Below are 22,210 nucleotides of genomic sequence, written 5' to 3' on the forward strand. Positions count from 1 at the left end.
TCTTTCATAGCAAGAGCTAGCTTAGCTTATTACCATAAATAATAGCACAGCCAAGATTGCCCCTAAAATTGGACCAAAAATAGGTATCCAAGCATAGGACCAGTCTGAATCACCCTTATTTTTCATTGGAAGCAACTGATGGAGAATCCGTGGCCCCAGATCCCTTGCAGGATTAATGGCATAGCCTGTTGTACCACCTAGAGAAAGGCCGATACCCACTACTAATAGACCGACACTTAAGGTGCCAATTCCAGCTGGCATCTGATAAAGACCAAAGGATAAGATAGCTAGGACCAGCACGAAAGTCCCAAAAATTTCACTAAGAAGATTAGCAAGAGTATCCTTAATAGCTGGACCCGTCGCAAAGGTTGCCAGTATATCTGCCGAATTGTCAGCCACTTGGTAATGTGGTTTAAACTTGAGATAAACAAGAAGAGAACCAACTATTCCTCCCAAGATCTGGACAATACTGTAGATAAGAGCCTTTGTCCAACTGATATCTCCTTTTAGGGCAAAGGCAAGACTTACAGCAGGATTTAGATGGGCAGGAGCTATCTTACCACTGATAAAGACGGCCATGGATACAGCTAGACCCCAACCCAAGGCTATGACAATCCAACCTGAAGCATGGTTCTTGGTTTTTGGCAGGACAACACCAGCAACAACACCATTACCAAGCAAAACTAATAAGCTGGTTCCTAAAAATTCTCCAAAAATATCCATTATGCTCTCCTATTTTCTTCTTTTAAAGCCTTTAAATCATTATCTTCAAGGTTTTTTCTCAAGTCTTCTTCTTGAGCTTTTCTTTCTTCTTCTGTCCATTTGAAATGTTTTGCCATTTCATCTAAAACAGGTTCAATCATTTCTTCTAGACGATCCCTCATAAATAAGATATGGTTGGTTCTTCTAAGAAGGAAATCTGTAGCCTTAAGGGCCATCTCATAATCCATAGCATAGTGTAAGGATAAGGTTTCTGATAGGGACAAGCCTTGAGCAGCCTTGATCTTACGTGTTAAGGCAAATACTTTTGGAGCATTAGAACCATATAAATTAGCAAGGTAACGCGAATCATCCATTGATAGACCACTTAAAGCTCCCAGTTGGGCATAAGCTTCAATTTCAGAATCAACATTAGCAGGATTAATTTCGCCACCTGAGACAGGATAGGTTTTAGAATTAATTAATCTAAATGATTTTCCATATTCTTCTTTTAAGACCTGGATAATCCTTTCTAAAGCACCTTCTGCCATCTTACGGTAATCTGTGATTTTACCCCCAGCTAAGGTAAACAAGCCATTATCATCACGCTCAAAGCTTGAGCCACGAGAGACAGCTGAAGGATCCAATTCTTTTTCAGAAGTGCTTGTTTCTACAGCTTTAATAGCCTGTTCAACGGCTTCTCTTTTTTCCTTATGGTCAATATAAGACTTGACTGTTTCAATCAAGTTGTCAAAGCTATTGTCACTTAATTTACCACTGTTACCACCATTATAGTCAGAAGCACTGTTACCTGATAATAGGGGACGTAGACCCGCCCATGAACTTTCAATATCATCCAGTGTGATATGAGCTTGTGGGAATCTTCTATTAACAATACCTAGTAAATAATCAACATCCTCTTGGCTTACCTTTGGATCTTCTAAATCACCATGGTAGTCTGTGTCTGTTGTCCCAAAGTAAGTCTTTTCTTCTCTAGGAAGAACAAAAACCATACGTCCATCATTCAGTCCAGTATCCACATAAACAGGTTGAGAAACTGGTAATTTACTGCGATCGACAACTAAATGAACTCCCTTAGTGGGGCGCATTTGTTGAATCTTTTCGCCCTTATTTGAAAAATTACGAACTTCATCACTCCAAGGGCCTGTAGTATTGATAACAGTCTTTGCTTTAATGTCCATGCTTTGACCACTTAATAGGTCACGCGCTTTGACACCAATTATCTTCCCAGCTTCATCAAAGAGGAAGTCCTCTGCCTTAACATGACTAGCAATCAAGGCCCCATCACGATTAGCACGCTTGATGTTTTCAATAACAAGCCGGGCATCGTTATTACGGAAATCCAAGTAGACTCCTCCACCTAAAAGTCCCTCTTTTTGTAAATCTGGTTCCTTGGCTAGAACCTCTTCCTTACTTAAAACCTTATTGGCAGCCGCAGTATTTGAAACACCTGCTAAGAGATCATAGAGATCCATTGCAACTTTTAAACGAAACATGTTAAAGGTACTGCCTGGCTCGTCATAGACTGGAAGTAACATTGGATCAGGTTTAGGGATGTGAGGAGCAATCTGTTGAACCACTGCTCGTTCAGATACGGTATCAGAAACGACCTCAACATCAAACTGTTTCAAATAGCGAAGACCACCATGCACCAGTTTGGTTGAGCGGCTAGAAGTTCCCTCTGCAAAATCTTGCATTTCAATAAGACCCGTATCTAAACCACTAGCAGCTGCTTGTAAGGCAACCCCAGCTCCTGTGATACCGCCACCAATAATCAGTAGATCCAGATGTCTTTCTTGCATTTTTTCTAAGGCTAAACGTCTTGTTTCTATTGAGAATTCCATTGTTTTCTCCTTCTATTCTTCCTTATTAACTTGGGCAAAGACCTGTGTTGCTTTGACTGCATTTTTCCAGCCCTTGTATAATTTTTCCTTACGTGATTCATTCATACTAGCTTTAAAGAGTTGTCCTGTAGCATTTAATTCTTTAAGAGAATCAATATCTTCCCAATAACCCACTGCAAGTCCAGCCAAGAAGGCTGCTCCCAAAGCTGTTGTTTCAAGGTTTTTAGCACGGGCAATATCAATACCTAGGATATCAGCCTGGAACTGCATGAGCAGGTTGTTCATAGCTGCCCCACCATCAACACGGAGCTGTTGAATATCAATACCAGAATCAATTTGCATAGTGTCAATAACATCTCTAACCTGATAGGCAATAGATTGTAAGGTTGCTTTGACAAAGTCTTCCTTGCTGGTTCCCCTTGTTAGGCCAAAAACAGAGCCACGTGCATTGGAATCCCAGTAAGGAGCTCCTAGTCCAGTGAAGGCTGGTACAACGTAAATTTCATCATCACTGCTCGACTCCTTAGCTAAAGTTTCAGAGTCACTAGAAGTTTCAATCATCCGTAGGCCGTCACGTAACCACTGAATAGCACTACCCGCAATAAAGATCGATCCTTCAAGGGCATAATAAACCTTACCATTTATCCCATAGCCAATGGTTGTTAAGAGATTATTTTCAGAGAGTTGGACATTTTCACCTGTATTCATAATGATGAAAGAACCAGTTCCATAGGTGTTTTTAATCATACCAGGTTCAAAAGCTAACTGTCCAAATAAGGCAGCCTGTTGATCACCAGCCATACCAGATATGGGAACTTCACCTCCGTAAAAATGGAACCCAGCAGTATAGCCATAAATTTCTGAATTAGATTTAACCTCTGGCAAGATAGCCTTAGGGATATTCAATAGCTCTAAGATTTCATCATCCCACTTCAAGTCCTTAATATTATATAGCATGGTACGAGCCGCATTAGAGTAGTCAGTGACGTGCTGAGCACCGTCAGTTAGCTTCCAGACCAACCAGGTATCAATAGTTCCAAAGAGCAGTTCTCCTTTTTCAGCACGTTCTTGTGCCCCTGGAACATGATCAAGGATCCACCTTACTTTAGTTGCAGAAAAATAAGCATCAATGACTAAGCCGGTTTTTTTATGGAAGAAGTCTGTATAGCCATCTTGCTTCAATTGGTCAGCAATAGGGGCTGTCTGACGTGATTGCCAAACAATAGCATTGTAAATGGGTTGACCTGTTTTCTTGTCCCAGACAACGGTTGTTTCACGTTGATTGGTAATCCCGATAGCCTCAATTTGACTTGGTTTAATACTCGATTCAATAAAGGCACCGGCAATAACAGATTGGACAGAATTCCAAATTTGATTAGCATTGTGTTCAACCCAACCAGCTTTGGGGAAAATTTGCGGGAATTCTTTTTGGCTACTGCTGATTTTTTCGCCTTTTTTGTTGAAAATAATTGCCCTAGAACTTGTAGTTCCTTGGTCAATAGCCATAATATACTTTTCTTCTGCCATTTCTTCTTCCTCCTAAAGTAAGCGTTTTCTTTTTCGGTAATTCTATTATATCGAAATTCTAAAAAAATGTTCTATCAAGAATTTTTTAGAGCCCGAAAAAAAATGATAAGATGAAAAAAGGGCAGAAAACAAAGTTTTGCTAAAAACTCATTTTCTGCTCCTTCTTATCATTAGCAGCAACAAGATCTCAGTAATAGGCCAAAGGCCTACCCTAAACACTCTTATTTATCTGCTAGAGATTCCTTGGATTTTTCCAGAATTTTTCCGGAATGGGCATCGATGGAATAGTTGTATTCCATGTCTTTATGGTCAAATTCGATGTCAAAGACTGTCTTACCATCTTCATTTTCTTTCTTGACAGTTAGATTTTTTACTTTGGCATCTTCCACCTTAGCATCTTTAAAGGCAATTTCTTTAGCCCTTGCTTCAGTCATAACTTTCTCACTAGACTGACTCATTTTATCAGCTTTATCAGTCTTATCAGAATTATGGCCATTACTTTGGCAGGCCGCTAAAGCAAAAACAGATAGAGAAGTAACGAGCATTAGTGATAATTTTTTAATTTTCATAAGTTCTACCTTCTTTCCACCTTTTTCTTCATTTTACTATATTGGCTCAAAAAATGCTGACATTTTTATTAGCTAAAAGTCCCTAACCCTTTCAAATCCAAGTGCCAGAGCTGTTTCTAACAAAAAAAGCCTGTGAGGCCATGAGACCCCATAAGCTTTCTTATATTTTTATAGATCTAAATCATTGAGTGAACGTCCATGCAGACCCTTTTGTCTTTGCACTTGTTTTAGTTTTTCAGGTGTCAGATCATTTCCTTCTTCGTCAACAATTTTTAGGCCTTCAATATGATGGCGTACAGAGCGTCGGTAGCCTTCAAGGTACTCTTCACGAAGCTCTGCTTGTTCCACCTTTTCTGGGCCAGTTAAACCCACTGTTTTTTTCTTCTTTGCAAGCTCATTGATACGAGCAATTTTTTTAGGATCCATATAAACTCCTTTAAACTAGCTGACTAACTACTTTGTATTTAATTGATCAAAGGCTGCTACACTCTTAGCCTCTTTAACGAGACTGTCTAGGAGTGCTAGGCGATTAGCCTTAAGAGCTTCATTATCTGACATAACCATTGTATGATCAAAAAAGGCGACAATCGTATCATTCAAAGCAAATAATTGAGCAATCTTCTCTGCAGCACTACCTTTTAAATCAAGAGCTTGAATAGCCTCATACAAAGCTTTTTCTTGGTCATTTTCAAATAGTGCAGGATCCACACTGACCTGATTTTCAAGCTTCTTGGCTAAATTAAAGGCACGAGATAGGTTTTCAACAGCAGATTTATAGGAAGCTTTTTCTGAAGCCTCAACTAGAGCCTGAGCTGTTTCAAGCATTTGCGGAACTTGGAAATTTGAGCTGGCAAGAACTGCTTGACGAATATCTTTTGGAATAGCAGAGCCCATTATCTTGTCCACACGTGCTGAGATGAAGTCCATCACTTGACCTTGGTTAGCATAGGTTAAACTGTCAAAAGTTAGGTCATAACAGCTGGCAATCAAGTCATCCATGGAAATATTCCAGCCAAAGGCTTCAAGGATTCTAACAATTCCCTGAGTAGCACGTCTCAAAGCATAAGGATCATTAGAACCAGATGGAATCAAGCCCACTGAGAAGAATGATAGCAAGGTATCCAATTTATCTGCCAAAGCTAAAACTGCTCCGACCTTACTTTCAGGTAAGGGACCATCTGCTGAGCTAGGTAAATAATGTTCCCTGATTGCAGTAGCTACAGCCTTATCTTCTCCAGCTAAAAGTGCATACTTTTCACCCATAAGACCTTGCAGCTCATCAAATTCGCCTACCATTCCTGTCAGTAAATCAAACTTATAAATCTGACTAGCACGCTTAAGAGCTTTTCTTTCGTCTTCTGTAAGTTCAATCTCTTCTGCTAGATACTGAGCTATCAGGCCAGTTCTTTCCATATGTTCAGACAGTGACCCTATTTTTTCATGGAAGGTAACCTGTCTTAATTTTGCAATCAAATCAGAAATGGCCAACTTTTGATCCTCACGCCAGAAGAATTCTCCGTCTTCTAAACGAGCAATCAGAACCTTTTCATTGCCTTTGATAACATTCTCAATATGCTTGTCATTTCCATTACGAACAGAAATAAAGCTTGGCAGTAATTTTCCAGCCTGATCACGAACAACAAAATACCTTTGGTGATTCTTCATCGAACTAATTAAAACTTCTTCCGGTATTTCTAAATATTTTTCATCAAAATGGCCCATGAATGCTGTTGGGTATTCAACCAGGTTGAGTACTTCATTGAGCAAGTCCTGATCAATCTCAACCTGGACATTTTCTACTGCTTCGATAGCCCTAATCTGGTCAATAATCATTTGTTGACGTTCTTTGGCATTCGCAATAACATAGACTGCCTTGAGATCCTCTTCATAAGAATCTGCATGACCTACTTCAGTTTCATGTCCTAGGAAACGATGGCCACGTGATTGGCGTCCCGATTTAATATCAAGAAAATCCATATCCAAAGCTTGATCATCTAAGAGAACAATGAGGCTATGAACTGGTCTGATATATTCAAAGCTATTTGAGGCCCAATGCATGGATACTGGGAAAGTTAAGCTGACTAAAAGACCTGGAATGTTTTTCAAGACCTCTTCAGCCATTTTTCCTTCTTCAAACTTTGTGACATAGACATATTCTTCGCCCTTGATCTCACGAAATTCAATGTCCTCTACACTTAGACCTTTACCACGGACAAAGCCTTGAGCTGCCTTTGAAAAATTCCCTTGGTCATCCAAAGCAATTTTCTTAGAAGGCCCCTTAAAGTCTTCTGTTAAATCAGATTGTTTTTCAGCTAGACCAGTCACTCTAACAGCCAATCTTCTTGGCGTTGAAAAAGTTTGAATCTTTTCAAAAGACAGGCGGTTCTCTGATAAGAATGCAGCCATCTTATCACCCAGCTGTTTCTCACTGGCTGTAATGAGATAGGCTGGTAGTTCTTCTAGTCCAAGTTCTACAAGTAAGTTTTTAACCATTATTCTGCATCCTCCTTTAGTAATTGGGCCCGACTTGCCTCATCCAATAGAGGAAAACCGAGTTTCTTACGTTCAGCCACAAAGGTTTTAGCTACCAGGCGAGCCAAGTTTCTAATACGAGCAATATAGCCTGCCCGCTCTGTAACTGAAACAGCACCACGAGCATCCAAAAGATTAAAGGTATGGGAACATTTCAAAACATAGTCGTAGGCAGGGTGAACCAAGTCTAATTCTAAGGCACGACCAGCTTCCTTTTCAAATTTTTCAAAGTTCTCTAGGAGCATGTCTTGGTCTGAAACCTCAAATGAATATTTGGAATGCTCATATTCAGGCTGTAGGAAAATCTCTCCGTATTTAACACCTGGCGCCCATTCAATATCATAGACTGAGTCAACCTCTTGGATATAAGAAGCTAAACGCTCTAAACCATAGGTTACCTCTGCAGTGACAGGGCTTGTAGCAAGACCACCAACTTGTTGGAAGTAAGTGAACTGAGTGATTTCCATACCATCCAGCCATACCTCCCAGCCCAGTCCTGCAGAACCAGTGGAAGGATTTTCCCAATTATCTTCAACAAAGCGAATATCATGTTCAAGTGGGTTAATACCTAATTTTTCAAGTGATTCCAAATACAATTCTTGAATATTAGAAGGTGATGGTTTCATAACAACCTGAAATTGATGGTGTTGGTAAAGTCTATTAGGATTTTCCCCGTAGCGTCCATCTGCTGGACGACGACTAGGTTCAACGTAGGCAGCATTCCATGGTTCAGGTCCAATGGCGCGAAGGAAAGTATAGGGACTCATGGTACCAGCCCCCTTCTCATTATCATAAGCCTGCATCAGCATGCAACCCTTATCATTCCAAAATTGCTGTAAGGTCAAGATAATCTCTTGAAAACTAAGTTTCTTACTCATTTTTTCCTCTTTCTTTTTATAGTGATGATAGTTTCTTTCCTAAGAAACAGTTGATGATCATTTTAAACTTTTAATACAAAGACAGCTCCATTTCCTAAAGAATTAACCCTTGTCAGCTAATGACGCAAGAAAATAAGTGAACAGCTCCTGTGAAAGGTTTCTTTGTTAACTTTTTATGGCATAGGCAGTGAAATAAAAGTACAGCTTTAATAAGATACAGAAAAAGGTGGAAGGTTTTCCAAAACTCCTATACCTACGTATAGGGGCGTTGAAACGCGGTTCCACCCTATTTTATGTCTTCATTTGCTATAGATGCTATTCTTTGAAAGTGCCTACTTTTAACCTAAATCACTCGGCTCCCACTGTCCCGAACTCGCTACTGACTAGTATTAAAATTATTCTTTCCCTATTAATATAGCATAGTTTTTTTAAATTGTCTATGACCTTATCATTGGTCAGAGGGCTAGTCTTCCTTGAGTTTCCCATTTGGTATAATGAATTCTCTAAGCACCATGTTTTCCTCACGAATGCGGATGTAAAGAGAAAGTATGTAAAATGGAATAATGAGCATAGCTGTGATGCTAGCATGACAAAGTAGAAAGATACCAAGTAGTTCTGGACAGATATTTAAAAAATAATTGGGATGCTTAACCTGTCTAAAGAGCCAATGATCTACATAGCGATGATCTTTTGCTACCATCAGTTTAACAGTCCAAATACCTGTTAAGAGTTGCGTTACCCAGTAAAGCATAGCCATGGAAAGAACCATCAAAATCAGTCCTACAAAGCTTATCCAGTCAAAACGGACTTGTTTTAAAAGAGCCTCTGAGAAAGAGAAGAAATAAGCCATAATATGCAAAAGGGTTAGAAATTGTGAGTTGGTTTTGCCAAACTCTTTACCGCCATTAGCAATAATTTCTTTTTCATTTGCAATGGACACTTTTAAAAATAAAAGCCTAATGACAAACATGCTTATCATAAAAAAAGATATCAACAATTAATTAACCTCATCAATCTTTCATCATTTTTCAAAACTAAAAAGATTATATATAAATGATAAAAAATTGTCAATAAAATGATAAAAATATTTGACCGTAAAAAAACCAAACTTTTAAACTTCTTTAAAAATCCTTGTTATCAGGATCTGGTATTTCTGTCATGCCAGGTAATTCTCTGATGACTTTAGCATCTTCTTTGGTCAAAGTAATGTCAAAAATATCTAAGTTAACTTTAATCCTATCTTCATGTACCGATTTTGGCAAGGGAATAAATCCTTCATATAATGACCAGGCAAGTGCTACTTGGGCAACTGATTTTTGGTACTTATCTGCCATTTCTAACATGGTTTTATTTTCAAAAATCTCACCCTGCCCCAGTGGACTCCAAGCTTCCAATAGAATACCCTGTTCCTTACAGTATTTAATGACTTCAGACTGATAGCAACCTGGTGCTAGCCTTATCTGATTAACAGCTGGCTGAATTTTTGCGGTCTTCATCAAAGCCTCTAGGTGATGAACCATAAAGTTACTTACCCCAATTGTTTTAACCAATCCCTTAGCAAGAGCTTCTTCCATATAGCGCCAAGCTTCTGCATTTGCCTCTTCCCAATGGTCACGGACAACCTTAGGATTTGGCCAGTGAATCAAATACAAGTCCACATAATCAAGCCCTAGTCTTTCTAAGGAAGCTGCTAGAGCTTCTTTGGCTTTATCATAGCTGTGAGCATCATTCCATAATTTAGTTGTAATGAATAATTGATCCCTAGCAAGGCCACTATCTTTAATAGCCCGGCCAACACTTTCTTCATTTTTGTAAATTGCCGCTGTATCAATATGACGGTAACCTGCCTTAATAGCGGCAAGCGTGGACTGATAAGCCTCTTCTCCATCAGCAGCCTTGAAGGTACCAAAGCCAACAATTGGAATCTCTAAAGCATTGTTCATTTTGAGTGTTTTTACCATAAGATGACCTCCTTAATTTACAGATATTGTATCACAATTCTCATTTGACCAAAAAGGAAAAGGACTATCAGACAAAAACTTAGTTTTTATTGCCAGCTTTCATGCCTTTATGGATAGGTGATATGAGCTTTTCGTCGACAAATTGAATAACTTCTGGATTACTTGGTAGGTCTGTATGCGTTGCCTTGTCTCCAGTAACAGTCACTTGAGTATACTGTTTAACCACATTTTGAAAAATATATTTGCCTGCTAAGACACTGGCATAAGGAACAATTTTATCAGCATCAAAGGTATTAGTACCTGCTAAATTGTAGACCACCAAGCTTTTAGGAAGACTGGCCTTCTCCTTTTCCAAATCTTTTAGCATCTGTGTCTTGTTTGACAAATTGCTTTCTTCAAAGTTATAAGGTGTCCCAATGGTTAAGAGATTATCCATTTGAAAATTCTCAGAACCATAGTATTTCTCAAGGTAAATGATCCAGTTCAGCCCACCATTAGAATGGCCTACGGCATTGAAACGTTTGAACTGATAACGTTCTTGTAGATCTTTTAGGGCTATATCCAGCCATTTGGCCTGTTCTTTGATATTCCCATAACCATCATTATTATTGTCAAAAGCTATGACAATATAAGGGTGCTCATCATTGCTTTTAATGGCCCCTTCATAGCTAACCTGATTCTTGGTGGACACTTGAACCTTTAAAATACTATGATTCTGGTGGCCAAGATTAAAGCTTGCCAGCATATCATTAAAACGGTTATTGCTAGCACTAGAACCTGGAACAAAAATGATAGGTGACATCTTAGAATTATATAAAATAGTCTTTTTTTCAGTGACCCGATTGATATAAACTTTACCTGAAAAGAGTATTGTCACAAAGGTAGCGACAAGGATCACTATCCAAAAAGAGTTAAAGATTTTCTTCATGACAACCTCCTTGCTTAAGGGCTCTCTTGACAAAGGGCAAATAAATGACCACCGAAAAGCTGATAATAATTAGGATGACAAAGAGATAACGCCAGTCCCCATTTGAAGCTAAAAAGCCAAAAAATAAGCTGGGTGTCCCTTTGGGTACACTATAAACGGCCGGACTAAGCCAGCCCAAAGCCAGTAAGATAGCTCCAAAAATTTCTGCCAGAGCTGTTGTGACAAGCATGGGAAAAATAAAAAGAGGTTGAAGGATAATGGGAAAACCAACCAAAAAAGGAAGGTTTTGGTCAAAGAGGATGGGAGCCAGACAAAGAAATCCCATTCTTTGATTGTCATTATTGTGTCCTCTTCGCGATTCAATCAAAACTGCCAAGACTAAAGCAAGGAGGATACCAATGCCTCCAAACATGGCAAAGCTATCTCTTAAAGTATAAAAACTAAAAAGGTGAGGCAGATGCTCTACCTGTTTACTAAGGGTAGCATTAAGATTCTCACTATAAACAAGCAATTCCTTGCTTGGCTTTTGTAAAATATCTGGCACAAAAAGACCAAAATCCTGTAAGAAAATAGCTAAGCCCGACCACAAAATCACCTGTAACAGACTTCTTGGACCATCCCCAATAAGACTGGAGAGATAGTCCTGCAAGAGACTATTGGGACTTAAGTCACTATCCATAGATAGATAATGAGCCAGGTGGGCAGATAAGCAGACTAGAACTGTCACTATGATGGCTGGACTAAGGGAACTTTTAAACTTTATTCTCTTTTCAAAAAAGAGGATGGAAAAGGCCAGAAGTGCCAACAAGAACCAATAAGGCTGGTGGACAAAATGATTGTTAAAGCCACTTTCTCCAAACAAGATCCAAGTTAAAAGAAAACCAAAAGTTGGTAAGAAAGAAGGCGGTCTTTTTTGTAGTTCTTGATAGGACATGAGTATCAGAAAAACAAAATAACTGGCTATAATAGTCATCACAATCTTGGAAAAGACCTGCACCATTTGTGAAGCAAAGAACATCCAGCTTTCTGAATAAATGACCAGATGACTAGTCTCAACAAAAAAAGAATCCGGAGCTAAAAAGACAGAATCCATTATCTGCAGCCAAGCATAAATAAGAGATAAGGGCATGAGCTGCCTAAGGCTATTTCTTAGAATGACTGGCATTTCTTTAAACTTACCCTTCTTAAAAATGATCATGGCTTCTCCATCTGTTCTCTATTTATCCCCTTATTTAAGTGTCAAAAAAGGATTTCTTACTGACATTTTACCACATTAAATTAAAGAAAAAATCAATAAAGCTTCTGAAAGACAAAAAAGTGGCTAACCCTGTACTCACAGCAACTCAAGCAGTCATTAAAGAGCTTAAGACAAAGAAAAAACAGAAGAGACAAAGCTTTCTTCCATAGAACTCTTATCCAAGTTCTAAGGAGAATAACTTTAATCTCTTCTGACCTTCTAGGAACACTTAGGCTTCAAATACCTTTTGACCATCTAAGTAAGTTGCACAGAGTTCCAAGTCCTTATCTAAGACAATAAAATCAGCTGCATGGCCTTCTTTTATTTGTCCACAGACATCTTCAAGTCCAACAGACTCAGCAGGAACATATGAAGACATGTGAATAGCTTCCGCAGGACTGGCAATTCCCCAAGCAACAACATTTTTGATAGCATCCTTGAGTTTTAAAATAGAACCTGCTAAACTGCCACTGTCTTTCAATCGGGCTGTACCTTTTTCAACAATGACAGGGAATTCACCCAACATATAGTCACCATCTGCAGAGCCACCAGCTCTCATGCAGTCTGTAATCAGAGCAACATGGTTATGACCCTTTTGCTGCATTAAAATATCACAGGCTACAGGTGAAACATGATGGCCATCACAGATAAGTTCAGCATAAGTTCCTGGGATATTATAGACCGCACCAACCATACCTGGTTCTCTATGGTTTAGGCCACGCATACCATTATAAGCATGAACCCAAACACTAGCACCTGCTTTGACAGCTTCATGTGCTTGAGCATAAGTTCCATTTGAATGTCCTAGGGCAACCCTAACACCTGCTTTGGTCACTGTTGACACAAAGTCTTCAACCCCTTCACGTTCAGGCGCCAAAGCAATTTTTTTGATCAGACCATTTGCCGCCTTTTGCCAAGCTTCAAATTCGTCCAATCTAGGATTTTTCATATAAATAGGGTTTTGAGCCCCTTTAAATTCTTCTGTAAAATAAGGTCCCTCAAAGTAAATCCCTTGTATCTTAGCTCCTTCAACCTTATCGGCTTCTGAAGCAATGGTAGCTGAAACCTTTTTAAGATGCTCAAAATCAGAGGTAAGGGTTGTTGGTAAAAACGAGGTAACCCCTGTTGATAATAATCCTTCACTCATCTTGTGAATGCCCTGTGCAGAATTATCCATCACATCTGCACCAGCATAGCCATGGATATGAGTATCAACCAGTCCAGGAGCAATTTGGTAACCTGAATAGTCAATAACTTCTGCATGATCATCTACAGTTTCTGTCCACTTTCCAAAGCGGCCATCTTTTATTTCTAGGTATCCATTTTCTTTGACCTGGTCTGAGTAGTAAAAGCAATCTGCTTTAATATAGCTTGTCATCTTTTTTCCTCCCTTTTCTACATAATTATACGCTTTCTTTTTCTTTTTGTAAATGGTATATACCACTTGAAAACTATCAAAATTTAAAGCCCTTTTTAAAATTATAAAGTCAGCCAAAAGAAGGATGCCAACTATCTTGATCACCTACTTTTTTCTAACATTTCCCTAGCAAGTCCTGACTAAAGATTCTCAACTTTTATGAATTAAGGAAGTTTAACTATTTTCAGTCTTTTATTATTTTTTGTTAAAGTGTATAATGGCAGTAGCAATTAAGATAATCTTGAGGAGTAACATGAAAAAACAAAATTCAGAGAAGATTTTTCTTATTTTAAGTCTTATCACCTTATTATTCGGCAGCTTTATCTATATAAAGTTTTCAAAGGCTGCTGATGTTAAGAGCACTGATATTCAAAAAGTAGAAAAAGTCACCAATTCTCTTAAGCTTAGCCAGGCTGAAAAAGCCATTAAAGAAGCACAGAAATCACCAAGTAAAGAAACCTTTGAAAAGGCACAAAAATCTCTCAATGACTTACACTATTCAGCTCAAAAAGTAAAGTTACAAAAAAAGCTTGATATAGTCAAAAAGGCCTTTAGTAAAGAAGAGGCTGCACTTAAAGCCATTGAAGAAAGTAAGAAATTACCATCCTTAGAAAATAAAGAAAAGGCACAAAAAGCTATTGATGCTGTTTCTAACAAGGACAAAAAAGCCACTTTACAAGCTAAGTTAGATGCTATCTTTGGTGAGACATATCAAGTACCTGCACCAGCTGCAGGCCTACAAAGTCCTGACTCAGCCACTCTTAATGACGCCAGCCAAGCTCAAAATCCTGCAGCTCAACCTTCTTATCAGCCACCTGTTGCTAACCCTGCCAGTCCTGCTGCTAATCAGAATTCAGATACTAATAAAGCTGCTGATCCAGGTGCAGGAGCTGGGAATAATCCTTCCAATCCATAACATAAAAAAGTAGATTAGGTTACCCTAATCCACTTTTTTATTTTTCATAACCCATCAATATACCTTCGTCTTCTGCATAGAAGCTACATAGGCCTGAAGCTGGATAACTTTCTACCTGAGCATCTGGGTATTTCTCTTGAATCTTTTCAGTGATTTGTTGGCAAATTTTCTCATTTTTCCTATGACAAATAAGGAGTCTACCTCCCTTATAGCCAGCTTTTTCTATTTCTTCTATCAAGGCCTGAATGGCTTTCTTTTGTCCTCGAGCCTTTTGGAGGAGTTCTAAGCGGCCATCTTCACTAGCTGTTCCAACCATGCGGATATTTAAAAAGCCAACAACCTTTCCTAAAAGCTTGTTTAATCTGCCATTTTTTACCAGATTATCCACTCTTGCTAGGATAAAGAGGAGACCAGTATGCTTTTGGTATTCCGTAATAGCTTTGACAACCTCTTCAAAGCTCAACCCTTGATTAATAAGTCTTTCTAATTCAAGAACAATCAAGTCCATTTCACCACCAGCTGATAGGGAATCAATCAGGTGAATATTGACACTTGGATCTTCTTCTTGGAGCATTTCCTGAGCTAATCTAGCACTGTTGTGACTACCAGATAGGGTACCTGTAATAGTGATAGCTATGATATTATCTGCTCCGTTAAAGACTTTTAAGAAATCATCTGGACTAGGACAACTTGAAGTTGTCGCTGAATCAGTCTCATACATGTGCTCCATCATCTTATCTACATCAAGTTTTGGATTATCAACATAAACCTTACCATCAATTCTTAGTGTCAGAGGCACACGTTCAAAAAGGATCTTACCTCCACTATTTTTTAGTTCTATCAGATCACATCCTGAATCTACTACGATTTTCCAACTCATTCTTATCTCCATCTTTTTTCTTTATTTTTACCATGATCCTACAATTAATTGACAAAGCAAATCTTTTCCCATAAAATTATATCATTAATAGCTTTTTGTAAGCTATAAAAATAGTCAGACGTAACACTTGAAAGGTATTTGTGATGACCGAAAAAACCATTTCAAACCAATCACTTCAAAATCTAGTGCAGTTTAATAGAGAAGCTAAAAGCCTCTCCAGAGAATCACTAGAGATAGCTTTACTCACTTTGTTAGAAACAAAGCCTTTGGCACAAATTACAATTTCTGAACTAGTCTCTAGGGCAGGAGTTTCTAGAAACGCTTTTTATCGTAATTATAATTCTAAAGAAGATATCTTGAACCATCTCTTAAATACACTTATCAGGCGTATTTTTCGCAGACTCAAATGTTTTGATTTAAATACCCAGGCCAATCAAGCTTGGTACTATCTCTTCACAGAGGCCAAAAAAGAAGAAAAACTCTTAAAAATCATCCATAAAAACCATCTTCAACAATTAGTCATTCAAATTGTAAGTAGGCGGCTAAAAGCCTATCACCGTTGGAAACAAAGTCAACAATCTCATTACACGCGCCTTTTTTGGAGCAATGCTATTGTTTCAGTATTGGCCAATTGGATTAAAGATGGAATGCGTGTATCTGCTGAGGAAATGGCAACAATTGGACTCCCATTATTGCTACAATAATAAGCCAAGTCAAGAACATCTCAAAAGTTAGAAATCATTTCTAACAATTGGGATGTTTTTCTCTTGTCTTTGACCCTTAGGATGAGCTGATCATCTATCCTTTCAAGGAAAAAGGATCTAGCTCTCTACTTTACAGAACTAAATCCTTAATGACTACACTTGTCCCACTCTTGGGGATCTTCTATTTACTTACAAGACATATTTTCTGATAGCTTGTGCAACCCCTGCCTCATCACAGCTAGAGGTCACAGCATCTGCCATTTCTTTTATAGGCTGGCTGGCATTACCCATGGCTATTCCTAGTCCTGCAAAACTTAGCATTTCTAGATCATTGGGAGCATCACCAATAGCCATTACTTGGTCGGCTTGACAGTTTAAGTCTTCTGCTAATTTTTTCAAAGCTGAAGCTTTGGTTACATTTGCTGGCATGACTTCTAAAATGTAATCTTGGCTGCGAACAAGACTATAGTCTTTTTCAAGGTCTGAGCGCACTTCCTTTTCAAATTGATCTATTGCACTTGGTTCTCCCATATACATGGCTTGAAAAACAATTTCCGCATTTTTGCTCAGTTCTTGCAGCTGGATAGCTTTAACCTTGGTAAAAACCAGGTCGCCATCAGCTTGTACAATTTCAGGCACATGATCTGATAAGACATAGTAATTGTTTTCGCTGGTTAAGGTTAAATAGACACCTGGGAAATTTTGACAACGATTTTCCAATTCTGCCACATCTGACAGGCTTAATTCCTGATGATGAATGAGGCGCCAACCTTGACTGGCATAGGTACTACAACCATTGTTTAAGATCAGAAATTCATCTTCACTTAAGCCCAGTTGGTCAAAGTAAGGTTTGGTTCCAGAGCTTGGTCGACCAGTACAGACAACAATTTTTGTGCCCTTATCAGTTGCTTCTTTGATAGCACGAATGTTTTCTTCTGGAATTTCTTTTTGACTATTTAAAAGTGTTCCATCCAAATCAATTGCAATTAGTTTAATCATAGCTAGCCTTTCTTTGAATTACAGTAATCTTTCCTTTATGAAAATCAATCAATAACATCTACTAGTTTAACATTTTTCCACTTAAAAAGAGAGAGCAGAATGTAAACTAAGTGATCAATTCTTTTAATCATCAGCTTGTAGCTAACTATTTTTCAGAGAAAACTTGTAAGAGACAAAGAATATACAAGCCAGCTGAGCCTTTACAGGTAGTTTAGCCAAAGAAGCTTTTCTTTACTGAATGATTTTGTTAGTGGCTAATTCTTTATACCAATAAGCACTTTTTTTGGGGTAGCGTTTTTGGGTTTCAAAATCAACATAGAATAAACCATAACGTTTTTCATAGCCATTTGACCATGAAAAAACGTCCATCAATGACCAAATAAAATAACCCTTAACATTGACACCATCTCTGATAGCATCTGAAACGACTTCTAGATGCTGTCTGACATAGTCAATTCTAGCATCGTCCATAACTGTTTCCTCTACAAGCTTATCTTTGTAGCCCAAGCCATTCTCAGTTATATAAATTTTTTTGTAGTCGGGATAATCCTTTTTGATGCGCATTAGTTGGTCATAGAGTCCTTGGGGATAGATCATCCAGTCCCAATCTGTCCTTGGAACATCCACTTCAAATTCCCGCTGACCTACTCCCTTAATTTGGTATTTAGAGTCACCTTTTTCTCCCTTATCATTATGGCCTATCTGACTTTCTCCATCAAAGGCTCGTATCCAGTCACTCATATAATAATTAATACCCAAGAAATCATTTAAATCTTTTGCAGCTTCCAAGTCAGATAAATCTGCTTCTAAAATGGTCATCTCTCCACCATTTGCTAGCAAAATCTCCTCAACTCCTTCTAAGGTCTCTTGGGAATAGCGACCTAAAAGGCTAGCGTCTAAGAGAAATTTATTATGAATAATGTCTTCCAGTTCTGCTGCTCTGCAATCTGCAGGATTATTTTTATCAAAGGGGTATTTGCTTGGTAGGGCATGGACAATCCCAATTTCACCAGGATAGCCGGCATCCTTGAAGATTTTAACTGCACGGGCATGTGCTACCATCATGTTATGGTGTGATTGAAATACTTTTGCCAAGTCATATTTAATACCTGGGGGAAATTTTCCAATTAAATATTGACCTTCTCCAATGGGACCAATTTCATTAAAGCTTGTCCAATACTTAACCTCTGGAAATTCTTTAAAACAAAAGGCAGCATAGTCTACAAAATGATCTATGGTCTCCCTATTTAAAAAATCTCCCTTAGCATGCAGTTCTTCTGGGGTATCAAAGTGATGCAGGGTTACAAAGGGTTGGATATGTCTTTTCAGGCATTCCTTAAAGAGGGCATGGTAAAAATCAACTCCCTTTTGATTGACCTGACCAAAACCTCTAGGAAAAATCCGTGACCAGGCAATGGATAGGCGAATGCCATTAAGGTTAAATTCTTCAGCCAAGGCCAAATCAACTGGGTACTGGTGATAGAAGTCACTGGCAGGTTCAGCTGTGTACCAATAATTGTCTTCTAAAAACTTGTCCCAGGCAACGGGGCCCTTGCCATCTGTATGGGTAGCACCTTCTGCCTGATAGGCTGCTGTGGCACCACCAAATATAAAATCTTCTGGTAATCTCTTACTCATGACGAATCCTTTCTAGTGATCTAATTGCTCTTTTATAAAATCTATTGAGCCTTTACCATCACGTGTTAGTGCAATATACTGAAGGCCTTCCGTTTTTACTAGTTTAATGCCTAATTTATCTGTCTCACGCTTCATATCTTCATAGTTTGATGCTACCTGAGGAGCTAAGACGACTATGTCATAATGGGGTAGAATCTCCCTATGACTACCGTAACTTCCAGCTCTTGCCTGAATAGCTTCCTGATTTTCTTTTGCTGCTTTGTTTAATGCATTTGCTAGAAGACCACTTGTCCCACCACCTGCACAGAGAACCAAGACATTGATGGGATCTGAAGCTTCTAAGCTAGGACTGTGAACAGTGGCCTGTTCTGAACTCTTAGGACTAGTTTCAGTTTTTGCTTGATCTGGTCTTCTTTGCTCTTCTACTTGAGCCACTCCTGCTTTTTCAAGGATGCTATCTGTCTTTTTGGTATCAAAGTTTTTAAGAACCTTTTCCTTTAACTGTACCTGAGTCGCATTGAGACCTTTTCTTTCTTCTTCTAAAATTTGCTCATCATATAGTTTAAAAAATGGGTAATAAATCAGAGTATCTACTATGATTAATAAAATAGGTAGGACAAATGATAAAAATTGAAAGCCTGTACCTATGATAATACCAATAGGAGCTGGGGTTGTCCAGGGTAAAATATAACTAAAACTGTCCATTTTTAGGATATCTATGAAAAATTTAAAGATCCAGATATTGGCAATAGGGGCAAAGACAAAGGGAATGAAGAAAATGGGATTAAGCACCAAGGGGCCGCCAAAAAGTATGGGCTCATTGACACCAAAGAAGGTTGGTATGACTGATGCTCTTCCGATAGCCTTATTTCTTTCAGACTTTCCAAGCCACATAAAGATAAAGGGAACAACAAGTGTGGCTCCTGTACCACCCATGGTTACGATGAAGTTTTCAACCCCTGTTGTAATGAACTTATCAGTATGTTGGCCAGACTGTATTAAATTATAATTTGTTTCTACATTAGAATAGATAACACTGATGATGGCCGGTTCAACTATTGAAGGGCCATGAATCCCTATAAACCAGAATAAGGCGTAGGCTCCAAATATGATAGTAACACCCACGATACCATCAGCGTAAGAAAAGAGCGGGGCCAATACTGTTGATACTGATTGTGCAACATTTACCCCTAGCAAACTTCTAGCGGCTATATCCAAGGCGTACAGGACCAAAATAGCAAAGCTAAAGGCAAACAAATCCTTAAATACTCTGGAAATATTAGGTGGGACTTCTGCGGGCATTTCTATGGTAATATTGTGTTTCATACAAAATTTATAAACATTGACGACAACAAAAGCTGCTATAAATGCTGATAAGAGACCTGTAGTGCCCAGATTGGCTGAGCTAAAGCCAGCCATAGAAACCTTTTTAGAGAGGACCTGACTTATTTGATCAGATGCTAAGATGAGAAAACCACATATAGATGCAATCATCGTTGACAGATAGTTTATCTCTTGATCCAATTTAAGATTGACATTCATAGAGTCTGTTAAAGATTTTGCTGTTGTACCGGTTACCAGCAAGGCTAATATTCCCATTGTATAGGAATAGGGTTTGACAATAAGAGCTTTTATCTCCTCTGGCCAGACAAATCCGAATATCTGCGGGATATTGGCTATCAGTAAAAATAAGCTGGCAAATAAGGTTATAGGCATAATAGCAATAAAGCCATCTCTTATAGCTCTCAGATATATATTTCTTGATAGTTTTTCAAAAAATGGTTTTTGTTTTTCTAAGGCGGAAATGATTGTATTCATTTTTTACTCCCTCTCTTATAAAGTTCGATCATATGTTTCATCATGTCTTGTAAGAGCATGCTTGTCATCAAATGATCCTGACCATGCATCAAAGTCACACTAAAGGCAATATCTTCTCCTTGAGCTTCTGCCTGTAAGAGACCTGTTTGTGACTTATGAGCTTCAATAATGCAGTCATTAGCTGCCTGGCAAAGGATTTCTGCCTGGTCAAAGTCCCCCTTTTGCGCGGCATTTAGGGCTTCAATTAATTTAGATCTGGCATCACCTGCATAGGCAACAATTTCAAATCCTAATAGTGTTAATTCTTCTTTAGTCATTTTTACTCCTTATTACATTAATCGTTGAATATGTAAAACAATATAAAGACGTTCAGCTTCATTCAAGGGATGTCCGCTAGCCTGACCAATTAAGTCGTAGATAGAATTACCAATGGCATAGGCTTTAGGATATTCCTTTCTCACTTGGCTATCCAATTGGAGAATGGAATTATTGACAATTTCTTTTCGATCAATACTTGTTAAAAAGTAAGTAAGATGAATCATAAAACGGTCATAATAATTGGCATTTGAGCCTTGTCGGCTGATGCCATGTTTTTGCAATTGACACTCAACATCAGTAAGTAACTTATTAGAACGGTTGTCCTGGTCTTGATTCTCCTTTTGTTCTTCTCCTTTGGCATTAATAAAATGCAGAGCGATTCTTGCCCTTTCATCATCTGGAAAGGATTTTAGCAGGCGCTTTCTGATGATTTCTAAGGCAAAGCTGGCCATTTCATATTCCTCTTTATAGGCTTTTGAAATATCAGGCAAGTGACTTTCTTGATATTCCCCCTTTTGCAGAGCCTGATAGGCAAAGTAAATATGGTCGGTAAGGGTAACATAGAGATAATGGTGGATAGGATAGTTAAATTGCTCGCTGATAGTATCAATCAACTCATAGGTAACTGTTATGAAATCTAGGGGAATATCTTTTAATAATAGAAGAAAATTTTCCTTGGCATCATTGTTTTTAAGGGAAAAAATCTTTTCTATCTTGTCATTATCAATCCTATCTCCTTTCTTTTTTTGAAAGCTAATACCCAAACCCATTAGAACAGCCTGTTCATTTTTCTCATTTTTAACCAAAGCTGCATTGTTGTTTAGTGACTTTATAAGTCGAAACATTCTGACCTCCAATCTGAAACTTAGAAAAAAAGACCACAAATCAACCAGAGACTTTACTCTAATTCATTTGCGGTCTTGCCTAAGATTAACTTTAGTTACAATCCACTCTATTAAGCTTATATTAGCCTTATTATATAACAGCAATTAAAAAATGTAAACCTTTTCAAAAATAAGATGTAGGTCTTAAATAGACTGCCAAAGCAAAGGAAGAACCTTCTTATCTTCTTATCCATAAAATCAAGCAAGGAAAGGCAAGGAGATTTAATGCCATTCCTTTAAGATGATTTTTGGAGCTAAGCTGACTTTTCGCTAAACTCTAGCTGGTCTCTTGAAAGGGCCATCATCTCAAGACTTTACTTTCTCTTCCCAGGAAGTGGCCGTTTTCTCTAGAACCTTATTGAGCTCATCAATATTTCTAAAGCCTTCAGTACGCAACCACTGGCGAGCAGCCTCTTCACCTTCTGCTATGTAAACAGGGA

Annotated in this window: 20 protein-coding genes and 1 pseudogene; 2 read left to right on the forward strand and 19 right to left on the reverse strand. The window is 38.3% G+C overall.

The window, feature by feature from the left end; translation table 11 throughout:
* Positions 1–21: 21 nt before the first annotated feature.
* From HBN42_RS09480 to nagA, 12 genes are all read right to left on the reverse strand, one after another.
* On the reverse strand, positions 22–723 hold the full coding sequence (locus HBN42_RS09480; protein WP_165994781.1) for an MIP/aquaporin family protein: 702 nt from the start codon (positions 721–723) through the stop codon (positions 22–24).
* Positions 723–2,564, reverse strand: coding sequence for a type 1 glycerol-3-phosphate oxidase (glpO, locus tag HBN42_RS09485; RefSeq protein WP_165994782.1), 1,842 nt, complete (start codon positions 2,562–2,564; stop codon positions 723–725). The genes HBN42_RS09480 and glpO overlap by 1 nt, the downstream gene beginning before the upstream one ends.
* 12 nt (positions 2,565–2,576) lie before the next feature.
* Positions 2,577–4,091 carry a glycerol kinase GlpK gene (gene glpK, locus HBN42_RS09490; protein WP_165994783.1) on the reverse strand — a complete coding sequence of 505 codons (1,515 nt, stop codon included), beginning with the start codon at positions 4,089–4,091 and terminating at the stop codon, positions 2,577–2,579.
* A 221-nt stretch (positions 4,092–4,312) separates the two neighbouring features.
* Positions 4,313–4,660, reverse strand: coding sequence for a PepSY domain-containing protein (locus HBN42_RS09495; RefSeq protein WP_165994784.1), 348 nt, complete (start codon positions 4,658–4,660; stop codon positions 4,313–4,315).
* A gap of 168 nt (positions 4,661–4,828) precedes the next feature.
* Positions 4,829–5,086 (reverse strand): DUF896 family protein, encoded by a 258-nt coding sequence (locus HBN42_RS09500; RefSeq protein ID WP_165994785.1) that lies wholly within the window; start codon positions 5,084–5,086, stop codon positions 4,829–4,831.
* A gap of 27 nt (positions 5,087–5,113) precedes the next feature.
* Positions 5,114–7,153, reverse strand: coding sequence for a glycine--tRNA ligase subunit beta (glyS, locus tag HBN42_RS09505; protein WP_165994786.1), 2,040 nt, complete (start codon positions 7,151–7,153; stop codon positions 5,114–5,116).
* On the reverse strand, positions 7,153–8,070 hold the full coding sequence (gene glyQ / locus HBN42_RS09510; RefSeq protein ID WP_165994787.1) for a glycine--tRNA ligase subunit alpha: 918 nt from the start codon (positions 8,068–8,070) through the stop codon (positions 7,153–7,155). Before glyQ ends, glyS begins: the two co-directional genes overlap by 1 nt.
* Positions 8,071–8,533: 463 nt before the next feature.
* The gene (locus HBN42_RS09515; RefSeq protein WP_207927440.1) at positions 8,534–9,049 is read right to left on the reverse strand and encodes an isoprenylcysteine carboxyl methyltransferase family protein; all 516 of its coding nucleotides are present in this window, start codon (positions 9,047–9,049) and stop codon (positions 8,534–8,536) included.
* A gap of 142 nt (positions 9,050–9,191) precedes the next feature.
* The gene (locus HBN42_RS09520) at positions 9,192–10,031 is read right to left on the reverse strand and encodes an aldo/keto reductase (protein WP_165994788.1); all 840 of its coding nucleotides are present in this window, start codon (positions 10,029–10,031) and stop codon (positions 9,192–9,194) included.
* A 79-nt stretch (positions 10,032–10,110) separates the two neighbouring features.
* On the reverse strand, positions 10,111–10,959 hold the full coding sequence (locus tag HBN42_RS09525; RefSeq protein WP_165994789.1) for an alpha/beta hydrolase: 849 nt from the start codon (positions 10,957–10,959) through the stop codon (positions 10,111–10,113).
* Positions 10,943–12,157: a PTS sugar transporter subunit IIC gene (locus tag HBN42_RS09530; protein ID WP_165994790.1), complete on the reverse strand. Its 1,215-nt coding sequence runs from the start codon at positions 12,155–12,157 to the stop codon at positions 10,943–10,945. The genes HBN42_RS09525 and HBN42_RS09530 overlap by 17 nt, the downstream gene beginning before the upstream one ends.
* Positions 12,158–12,425: 268 nt before the next feature.
* Positions 12,426–13,574 carry an N-acetylglucosamine-6-phosphate deacetylase gene (nagA, locus tag HBN42_RS09535; RefSeq protein WP_165994791.1) on the reverse strand — a complete coding sequence of 383 codons (1,149 nt, stop codon included), beginning with the start codon at positions 13,572–13,574 and terminating at the stop codon, positions 12,426–12,428.
* A gap of 292 nt (positions 13,575–13,866) precedes the next feature.
* Here nagA and HBN42_RS09540 point away from each other — a divergent pair, with 292 nt between their 5' ends.
* Entirely contained in the window at positions 13,867–14,529 is a 663-nt protein-coding gene (locus tag HBN42_RS09540; RefSeq protein WP_165994792.1) for a fibrinogen-binding protein, read from the forward strand.
* Positions 14,530–14,566: 37 nt separating this feature from the next.
* Here the strand turns inward: HBN42_RS09540 and HBN42_RS09545 are convergent, their stop codons facing one another.
* Positions 14,567–15,409 (reverse strand): DegV family protein, encoded by an 843-nt coding sequence (locus tag HBN42_RS09545; protein WP_165994793.1) that lies wholly within the window; start codon positions 15,407–15,409, stop codon positions 14,567–14,569.
* Between the two features lie 143 nt (positions 15,410–15,552).
* Here HBN42_RS09545 and HBN42_RS09550 point away from each other — a divergent pair, with 143 nt between their 5' ends.
* Positions 15,553–16,113, forward strand: a complete 561-nt coding sequence (locus tag HBN42_RS09550; RefSeq protein ID WP_165994794.1) for a TetR/AcrR family transcriptional regulator — start codon at positions 15,553–15,555, stop codon at positions 16,111–16,113.
* A 189-nt stretch (positions 16,114–16,302) separates the two neighbouring features.
* On the opposite strand, the gene HBN42_RS09555 is transcribed toward HBN42_RS09550, so the two are convergent.
* The 6 genes and pseudogenes from HBN42_RS09555 to HBN42_RS10175 form a co-directional block, all read right to left on the reverse strand.
* The gene (locus HBN42_RS09555) at positions 16,303–17,112 is read right to left on the reverse strand and encodes a Cof-type HAD-IIB family hydrolase (protein ID WP_165994795.1); all 810 of its coding nucleotides are present in this window, start codon (positions 17,110–17,112) and stop codon (positions 16,303–16,305) included.
* Positions 17,113–17,343: 231 nt separating this feature from the next.
* Positions 17,344–18,750, reverse strand: coding sequence for a 6-phospho-beta-galactosidase (gene lacG / locus HBN42_RS09560; RefSeq protein WP_165994796.1), 1,407 nt, complete (start codon positions 18,748–18,750; stop codon positions 17,344–17,346).
* Between the two features lie 12 nt (positions 18,751–18,762).
* On the reverse strand, positions 18,763–20,568 hold the full coding sequence (locus HBN42_RS09565; RefSeq protein WP_165994797.1) for a lactose-specific PTS transporter subunit EIIC: 1,806 nt from the start codon (positions 20,566–20,568) through the stop codon (positions 18,763–18,765).
* Positions 20,565–20,885, reverse strand: a complete 321-nt coding sequence (locus HBN42_RS09570; protein ID WP_165994798.1) for a PTS lactose/cellobiose transporter subunit IIA — start codon at positions 20,883–20,885, stop codon at positions 20,565–20,567. Before HBN42_RS09570 ends, HBN42_RS09565 begins: the two co-directional genes overlap by 4 nt.
* Positions 20,886–20,897: 12 nt before the next feature.
* Positions 20,898–21,731 carry a PRD domain-containing protein gene (locus HBN42_RS09575; protein WP_165994799.1) on the reverse strand — a complete coding sequence of 278 codons (834 nt, stop codon included), beginning with the start codon at positions 21,729–21,731 and terminating at the stop codon, positions 20,898–20,900.
* Positions 21,732–22,076: 345 nt separating this feature from the next.
* Positions 22,077–22,210, reverse strand: a pseudogene (locus tag HBN42_RS10175) (tagatose-bisphosphate aldolase); the annotation flags it as partial.

Origin of the sequence: Streptococcus catagoni (genome assembly GCF_011421425.1) — a bacterium.
Taxonomy (GTDB): Bacteria; Bacillota; Bacilli; order Lactobacillales; family Streptococcaceae; genus Streptococcus; species Streptococcus catagoni.

What these genes read in the sequence shown, in the direction of transcription:
- HBN42_RS09480 (WP_165994781.1), bottom strand. Translation starts at nt 723, where the DNA reads ATGGATATTTTTGGAGAATTTTTAGGAACCAGCTTATTAGTTTTGCTT.
- glpO (WP_165994782.1), bottom strand. Translation starts at nt 2,564, where the DNA reads ATGGAATTCTCAATAGAAACAAGACGTTTAGCCTTAGAAAAAATGCAA.
- glpK (WP_165994783.1), bottom strand. Translation starts at nt 4,091, where the DNA reads ATGGCAGAAGAAAAGTATATTATGGCTATTGACCAAGGAACTACAAGT.
- HBN42_RS09495 (WP_165994784.1), bottom strand. Translation starts at nt 4,660, where the DNA reads ATGAAAATTAAAAAATTATCACTAATGCTCGTTACTTCTCTATCTGTT.
- HBN42_RS09500 (WP_165994785.1), bottom strand. Translation starts at nt 5,086, where the DNA reads ATGGATCCTAAAAAAATTGCTCGTATCAATGAGCTTGCAAAGAAGAAA.
- glyS (WP_165994786.1), bottom strand. Translation starts at nt 7,153, where the DNA reads ATGGTTAAAAACTTACTTGTAGAACTTGGACTAGAAGAACTACCAGCC.
- glyQ (WP_165994787.1), bottom strand. Translation starts at nt 8,070, where the DNA reads ATGAGTAAGAAACTTAGTTTTCAAGAGATTATCTTGACCTTACAGCAA.
- HBN42_RS09515 (WP_207927440.1), bottom strand. Translation starts at nt 9,049, where the DNA reads ATGATAAGCATGTTTGTCATTAGGCTTTTATTTTTAAAAGTGTCCATT.
- HBN42_RS09520 (WP_165994788.1), bottom strand. Translation starts at nt 10,031, where the DNA reads ATGGTAAAAACACTCAAAATGAACAATGCTTTAGAGATTCCAATTGTT.
- HBN42_RS09525 (WP_165994789.1), bottom strand. Translation starts at nt 10,959, where the DNA reads ATGAAGAAAATCTTTAACTCTTTTTGGATAGTGATCCTTGTCGCTACC.
- HBN42_RS09530 (WP_165994790.1), bottom strand. Translation starts at nt 12,157, where the DNA reads ATGATCATTTTTAAGAAGGGTAAGTTTAAAGAAATGCCAGTCATTCTA.
- nagA (WP_165994791.1), bottom strand. Translation starts at nt 13,574, where the DNA reads ATGACAAGCTATATTAAAGCAGATTGCTTTTACTACTCAGACCAGGTC.
- HBN42_RS09540 (WP_165994792.1), top strand. Translation starts at nt 13,867, where the DNA reads ATGAAAAAACAAAATTCAGAGAAGATTTTTCTTATTTTAAGTCTTATC.
- HBN42_RS09545 (WP_165994793.1), bottom strand. Translation starts at nt 15,409, where the DNA reads ATGAGTTGGAAAATCGTAGTAGATTCAGGATGTGATCTGATAGAACTA.
- HBN42_RS09550 (WP_165994794.1), top strand. Translation starts at nt 15,553, where the DNA reads ATGACCGAAAAAACCATTTCAAACCAATCACTTCAAAATCTAGTGCAG.
- HBN42_RS09555 (WP_165994795.1), bottom strand. Translation starts at nt 17,112, where the DNA reads ATGATTAAACTAATTGCAATTGATTTGGATGGAACACTTTTAAATAGT.
- lacG (WP_165994796.1), bottom strand. Translation starts at nt 18,750, where the DNA reads ATGAGTAAGAGATTACCAGAAGATTTTATATTTGGTGGTGCCACAGCA.
- HBN42_RS09565 (WP_165994797.1), bottom strand. Translation starts at nt 20,568, where the DNA reads ATGAATACAATCATTTCCGCCTTAGAAAAACAAAAACCATTTTTTGAA.
- HBN42_RS09570 (WP_165994798.1), bottom strand. Translation starts at nt 20,885, where the DNA reads ATGACTAAAGAAGAATTAACACTATTAGGATTTGAAATTGTTGCCTAT.
- HBN42_RS09575 (WP_165994799.1), bottom strand. Translation starts at nt 21,731, where the DNA reads ATGTTTCGACTTATAAAGTCACTAAACAACAATGCAGCTTTGGTTAAA.